Origin of the sequence: Mumia quercus (assembly GCF_025506335.1) — a bacterium.
Taxonomy (GTDB): domain Bacteria; phylum Actinomycetota; class Actinomycetes; order Propionibacteriales; family Nocardioidaceae; genus Mumia; species Mumia quercus.
This window is the reverse complement of record NZ_JANZYO010000011.1, coordinates 1-6,806: the sequence shown is the minus strand read 5'-3', so window position 1 is coordinate 6,806 and position 6,806 is coordinate 1. Positions and strand designations below refer to the sequence as shown.

Genomic DNA, 6,806 nt, shown 5'->3' with positions numbered 1-6,806 from the left:
GACCCAAAAAGGGTCTACTGATTATCTCGTCGACTTTTAGCACACTGTTGAGTTCTCAAACATCAGACACACAAAACCCTCAACCCCACAAGGCATCAGATCAAGGCGCGACCCCCAAACCTACCAGAACTTTGCGCGGCGGCCAACTAGGGCCACCGATCGGTGGTCTCAGAGAGAGGGGGGGGGGTTATCGTCGGGGCCGCGTGCCCGGCCTCTCGGCCTTGCCCGCCGCCGTCCCCGGCAACAAGAAGAACATTACGCGGAGGAAAACCGCTCCGTCAAACCGGGGGGCTGTGTCCTGGCTCACAAATGGCATCTCCGCAGGTCAGAGGCGGTTTTCTGCCGAGACGCCAGAGGCCCGGCGCCGCCGTGCGACACCGGGCCCCTGGGACCTCTCGGACAACTTCGGACAGAGCGGTCAGCCGCGCTTCACTTCGGCGCCGGCGACAGACCTCTTGCCCTTGCGGAGGACGACGAGGCCCTCGGCCAAGAGGTGCCCGTCGAGGGTCTCCTCGGGGTCCCCGACCCGCACGTTGTTCAGGTAGGCGCCGCCCTCGTTGACCGCACGCCGTCCCGCGGACTTGCTGTCCACGAGCCCGGTGGCCGCGAGCGCGTCGACGACGGTCGTCCCCGCAGGGACCTCCACCAAGCCGGCCTCGCTGAGCGCGGCACGCAGCGTACGAGGCGGAAGGTCGCCCAGCTCGGCACGCCCGAACAGCGCGGCGGAGGCCTGCTCGGCCGCGCGTACCTCGTCGTGGCCGTGCACCATCGCCGTCACCTCGGCCGCCAGCCGTCGCTGGGCGATACGCAGACCGGGCTTCTCCGCGGACTCCGCGGCGATGTCCGCGATCTCCTCGAGGTCGAGGAACGTGAACTGCTTCAGGTACTCGACGACCTTGGAGTCCTCCGCCTGGATCCAGGTCTGGTAGAACGCGTACGGCGAGAGCATCTCGGGGTCGAGCCACAGCGCTCCCCCGGTCGACTTGCCGAACTTGGTCCCGTCGGCCTTCGTGATCAGCGGCGTCGCGAGCGCGTGGACCTTCGCCCCGTCGGCTCGCCGGATCAGCTCGACCCCCGCGGTGATGTTGCCCCACTGGTCGCTGCCGCCGGTCTGCAGCGACGTCCCGTACCGGCGGTGCAGCTCCAGGTAGTCCATCGACTGGAGGAGCACGTAGCTGAACTCGGTGTAGCTGATCCCCGACTCCAGGCGGCTCGCGACGACCTGGCGGTCCAGCATCCGGTTGACCGGGAAGTGCTTGCCGATGTCGCGGAGGAAGTCGATGACGTTGACGTCCTTCGTCCAGTCCAGGTTGTTGACGACGCGGGCCGCGTTGTCGCCCTCGAACGAGACGTACTGCTCCACCTGCGCCCGGATGCGCTCCACCCACTCAGCGACGGTCTCGCGGCTGTTCATCGTCCGCTCCCCCACGTCGCGCGGGTCGCCGATCAGGCCGGTCGACCCTCCGACGAGGATCAGCGGACGGTGGCCGGCCAGCTGGAGCCGGCGGGCGGTCAGGAGCTGGAGCAGGTTGCCCATGTGCAGGCTGGGCGCGGTCGGGTCGAAGCCCACGTAATAGGTGACCGGCCCCGCGGACAGATCGGCGCGCAGGGCGTCACGGTCTGTCGAGTGCGCGACGAGTCCGCGCGCCTCGAGGTCGTCCAGGACGTGGGTGGTCACGGTGTGTTCTCCTCTGTCGAGATCGCGGCCGGTACGAGGCCGATCCCTTCAAGTCTGCCGCACCGGGTGCACCGCCCGGTGCGAGCGTGGTCCTCCCGTCCCCCGATCGGGAGGACCACCGGCTCAGACCAGGCCCGTCGCGGCGCGGAAGACGCCGGTCGGGTCCTCACGCGCGACGAGCTCACGCAGGCGTTCGAGCTCGCCGTAGGAGGCGGAGCGCTCCAGGGACTCCCCCGGGGCCAGGAGCGTCGAGCCGACAGCCCCTGCGGTCCACGGGAGGAGAGCGTCGGCCACCGCCCGGAACCCCTCGACGGCGACCGGTGCCACCGCCGGGTCGGGGACGAGGGCGAGGGAGGTCACGAGGAGCTCCGACGGCACCCCGGTCCCGAATCCCGCGCGGCGACCCACTCGTACGGCTCCGAGGTGGCGGAGCTGGATCTGCATGACCCCGGGCGCCTGCGCGACCGCCAGCAGCGCGTCGACCGTCTGGGGTGTGAAGGCCCCCAGCGGCCGGGCGCTGTGCAGCGCGGGCATCGGATCGACCGGCTCCTCGCAGATGTCTCCGACCTCCGACACCGTGCGTGCGCGGACGGTGTCGTAGACCACGGGCCCGGCCGCGCGTACGGGCGCGAGCGCGTCCTCGAGGCGAGCCAGGCCGTCCGTCGCCGCGCCCTCGATGACGACGAAGGTCTGGCCGCGGACCTCCTCCGGGACGAACGCGACGTCGGGGACGTGCACCAGCGAGGCCCACAGCGTCACCGAGGACGGGGCCGCGGGCGCCGCGAGCGCGTACGCCTCGAGCACGTCTCGGGCCGCCGCGAACGGGAACATCAACCGTCCGCCGGCGATCTCGGGAGCGGGGTGCAGGTCGATCTCGACCGCGGTGACGTACGCGAGGTTCCCGCCCCCTCCGCGCAGGCCCCACATCAGCTCCGGGTCTGAGGCGTCGTCGACCCAGCGCACCTGGCCCTGGGCGTCGACGATCTCGGCGGCGCGCAGCGAGTCCGACCCCATCCCGTACGCGCGGGTGAACCACGAGTAGCCGCCCTGCAACGTGAACCCGACGACCGAGACGTCCGGGTTCGACCCGATCATGCCGGTCAGCCCGGTGCCGTCGAGCTTGGCCTGGAGCGCACCCCAGCGCACTCCCGCTCCGACGCGGGCGACCCGGGCGACGGGGTCGATGCCGAGGTCGTTCAGGCCGCTGCTGCGGACCACGATGCTGCCCGCGAGCCGGCCGCTCGCGCCGTGGCCGCCGGCCTGGGGCGCGACGGCGAGGCCGTACGCCCGTCCGAAGCGGACCGCGGCGGCGACGTCGTCGGGAGACTGCGCGAGGACCACGGCGGCGGGCGCCTGGTCGACGGCGAGGTTCCACGGTCGGCTGATCTCCTCCCACCCGGGGTCCCCGGGGGCGACGAGGCGGTCGCCTACCTGGGCGCGCAGGGCGCCGAGGTCGGTGGAGCCGATCGTGTCGGTGGTTGTGCTCATCGATGCTTCCTTGCTCCGTGGCCGCCGGGTCGCGACGGCCTTCTGCTGTGACCGTGACACCGTCGCCGGGGGCGCTTGGAGACTCCTTGCGGTTCGCTTGGGGTCGGCGAAAACGCCCGTCCGAGGGACCGGCGCGCGCCTATGCTCAGAGCCATGTGGCTCGCTGTTCTCGGCCCGGTCGAGATGCACGGCGAGCAGGCATCGCCGCCGGTCGCGCTCGGGACGCGCAAGCACCGCGTCCTGCTCGCGACCCTTGCGCTCGGTGCCGGGAACGTCCAGAGCGTCGACACGCTCATCGACTACCTGTGGGGCGACCGCCCGCCCGACGGCGCGCACGGCACCCTCCAGGCGTACGTGTCGGGTCTTCGGCGGGCGTTGGCGACGGTGCTGCCGACCGGCGCCCCCTCTCCCCTGCGCACCGCCGGTGGCGGGTACGTCCTCGACACGGCGGCGCTCACGATCGACGCGGTCACCGCGAGCGACCTCATGCAGGGCGCGCACCGACGTCTCGGGCCCCTGGTCCGCCACGCCGTCCCCGGCTCGGGCCTCGTCGAGCCGGCGGTGCTCGCGCAGGCCGCGGACGACCTCGACGCGGCGGCGGCGCTGTGGCGCGGCCGCCCGTACGACGAGCTCGGCGAGCACCCCCAGGCCGTCGCGGAGCGGGCCCGTCTCGACGAGCTGCGACTCGTCGCGCTGGAGGACCGCGCGGCCGTACGCCTGGCGCTCGGCGAGCACGCCACGGTCGCCGCCGAGCTCGAGTCGCTCACTTCTCAGCACCCGCTCCGCGAGCGGTTGTGGACGCTGCGCGCGGTTGCCCTCGCACGCAGCGGGCGACAGGCCGACGCGCTGGAGACGATCCGTGTGCTGGCGACCACGCTCGACGACGAGCTCGGCCTGCAGCCCGGGAGCCAGGTGCAGGACGTGCAGACGGCCATCCTGCGGCAGGACGAGGCGATCCGGTGGGCCGAGGAGACACCCCCTCCTTCTCTCCGGGTCCCGGCGCCGGCTGCGCCGGTGCAGACACGCCTCCCCCAGCTCCCGGCCTGGCCCATGGTGGGGCGCGACCGCGAGCTCGGGCTGCTCCTCGACCGGTTCGAGGCCGCCGACGCCGGGAGCCCGCAGTTCGCCTGCGTCACGGGAGAGCCCGGCATCGGCAAGTCGCGCCTGGTCGCCGAGGTCCTCGCCCGGGCGCGCGAGCGCGGCGCGCGCGTCCTGGTCGGGCGGTGCTCCCAGGACAGCGGCGCTCCCCCGCTGTGGCCCTGGGAGTCGGTGCTCGACGGGCTCGGCGGGGTGGTGCCGACGTCGGTCGGGGCCGACCCGGACAGCGAGCGCTTCGCCGCCTGGGACCACATCTGCCGGGAGGTGCTCGCCGCGACCGCCGAGTGCCCTCTCGTCGTCGCGCTCGACGACCTGCAGTGGGCCGACCCGTCCTCGCTCGGCGTCTTGCGCCACCTCTGCGCCGTCGCCCACGACGCCCGCCTCCTGCTCCTGGTCACCTTGCGCACGCCGCCGGAGCCGGACGGGTTCGTCGCGGAGACGCTCGAGGCGCTCGCCCGACGCCACGCCGCGTCGGTCACGCTGCGGGGACTCAGCGCCGAAGAGACCGCCGAGGTGCTGTCCGCGGTCTCGGCGCGGCCCGTCGAGGCCGCGACGGCGGAGGCGATGCGTGAGCGTACGGAGGGCAACCCGTTCTTCGTGGTCGAGTACGCCCGCCTGCTGGGCGAGGCGGGCAGCGACCTCGCGCTGGAACCGCCGACCGCCGTCACCGACGTCGTACGACGCAGGCTGGCCGCCGTGCCGGAGAGCACGCTCGACGTCCTGCGTCACGCCGCGGTGGTCGGCCGGCGCTTCGACCTCGCCACGGTGATGCGCAGCACCGGCCTCGACGACCTCACGGTGCTCGACCAGCTCGAGCCCGCGACGACGGCCGGGATGCTGCGCGACGAGGGTGACGACCGGTTCCGCTTCGCCCACGCGCTCGTCCGCGACGCGGTGTACGCGAGCATGTCGCCGTCTCGCCGCCAGCGGATGCACGCGCGCATCGCCGAGGCGCTCGCGGGAGACCGCCGCGCCTCGAACCGGGTGGCGGAGATCGCCCGGCACTGGGCCGACGCGGGCGAGGACCACGCCGCGCAGGCCTGGACCTCGGCGTACCGTGCCGCGCACGCCGCGCAGCGTCGGCACGGCCACGACGAGGCGGCCACGCTCCTGCACCTGGCTCTCTCGCGCATCGACCTCGACCCCGATGCCACACCGGCCGACCGTTACGAGCTGCTGCTCGCGCTGGCCGACGCCGCGCGCTGGGCCGCGCGGTGGGACGAGCTCACCGCGACCGTGGAGGAAGCCATCACGGTCGCCGACGAGATCGGCGACGCCGAGCTCCTCGCCCGGGCGGCGGTCGCCACGACGCGTGGCGCGCTCTGGCAGAGCCGGACCTTCGGGGAGACCCAGGACACCGTCGTCGGCGCGCAGCGCCGTGCGCTCGCCGCCCTGCCGCCCGGTGACTCCGCCCTGCGGTGCACGCTGCTGATCGGGCTGGCGAACGAGCTCTACTACGCCGCCACCGAGGCGGAGTGCCAGCTCCTGGTCGCCGAGGGCCTCGACATGGCGCGGCGTCTCGGCGACGACGCGCTCCTCATGGAGATGTGCACGGCGTCCTTCCTCGCCGTCTGGCACCCCTGGACCGCCGAGCAGCGTCTCGCGCTCGCCGACGAGGCGGTCACGATCGCCGCACGGCTCGGCGACGCGCGCGCCGAGACCATGGCGCTGGCCCAGCGGGCCGCCGTCCACAGCGAGCTCGGCAACGTCACCGCGCTCGAGCGTGACCTGGACGAGGCGCACGGCCTCGCCCATGCGCTCCAGCTGACGTACGCCCGGTGGTTCCTCGACTGCATGCGGCTGCCGTGGCTCGCGATGCGGGGCGACCTCGAGGCCGCACGCGCGACGATGGCCGACCTGATGACGGTGATCGACACCATCGCGGTGCCGCACAAGCACGACGCCATCGGCGGGCTCATGCTCGTCCTCGGCATCTGGGGCGGGCTCGACGAGGAGGAGGACGCCGGGCTCGACCAGCTCGTGGCGGCCGCGCGCGTCCCGATCCACATGGCGGCGACCGGCTTCCTCGTCCGGCTCGGGCGTCTCGACGCCGCGCGTGCGATGTACGACGAGTCGAAGCCGTCGCTCGACGACGACAGCTGGATCGCGCCGCTGATCTGGGGGTTCGGAGCCGAGGTCGCCCTCGCGCTCGGTGAGCGCGACCTCGCGGCGGCCGCGTACGGGCGGCTGGCCCCGCTGCGGGGCGGTGTGCTCAGCGCGGGCTCGACGATCGCGATGGGTCCCGTGGACGCGTTCCTCGCGCTGGCGGCCGCGGCCAACGACAACCTTGAGCTGGCGTCCCTGCACGCCGACGACGCCGTACGCCTGATGCGGACGTGGCGGATCCCGCTGGCCGAGGAGTGGTTCCTCGGCCAGCGGGACCGGTACGGCTTCTGAACGGCGCCCTCGCCTAGATGTGATGTCCAGGCAGGTTGGTCAGTCTGGTGATGGGTGCGGCTTTGCCGATTGCTGAGTGGGGCCTGTGGTGGTTGTAGTGGTGGATCCATGCTGGCAGGGCGGCGAGGCGGGCTGATTCGGAGTT

Annotated in this window: 4 protein-coding genes; 1 reads left to right on the top strand and 3 read right to left on the bottom strand. The window is 72.9% G+C overall.

Annotated elements, in window-relative coordinates:
• Window positions 1-418: 418 nt before the first annotated feature.
• The gene (gene tyrS / locus NYZ95_RS19785; protein WP_262853067.1) at window positions 419-1,678 is read right to left on the bottom strand and encodes a tyrosine--tRNA ligase; all 1,260 of its coding nucleotides are present in this window, start codon (window positions 1,676-1,678) and stop codon (window positions 419-421) included.
• 123 nt (window positions 1,679-1,801) lie between these two features.
• The gene (locus NYZ95_RS19780) at window positions 1,802-3,166 is read right to left on the bottom strand and encodes an FAD-binding oxidoreductase (RefSeq protein WP_262853066.1); all 1,365 of its coding nucleotides are present in this window, start codon (window positions 3,164-3,166) and stop codon (window positions 1,802-1,804) included.
• Window positions 3,167-3,319: 153 nt separating this feature from the next.
• On the opposite strand from NYZ95_RS19780, the gene NYZ95_RS19775 reads away from it, so the two are divergent.
• Window positions 3,320-6,661, top strand: a complete 3,342-nt coding sequence (locus NYZ95_RS19775) for an ATP-binding protein (protein ID WP_262853065.1) — start codon at window positions 3,320-3,322, stop codon at window positions 6,659-6,661.
• Window positions 6,662-6,674: 13 nt separating this feature from the next.
• On the opposite strand, the gene NYZ95_RS19770 is transcribed toward NYZ95_RS19775, so the two are convergent.
• A partial coding sequence (locus NYZ95_RS19770; protein WP_262852051.1) for an integrase core domain-containing protein occupies window positions 6,675-6,806 on the bottom strand: 132 nt, incomplete at its 5' end.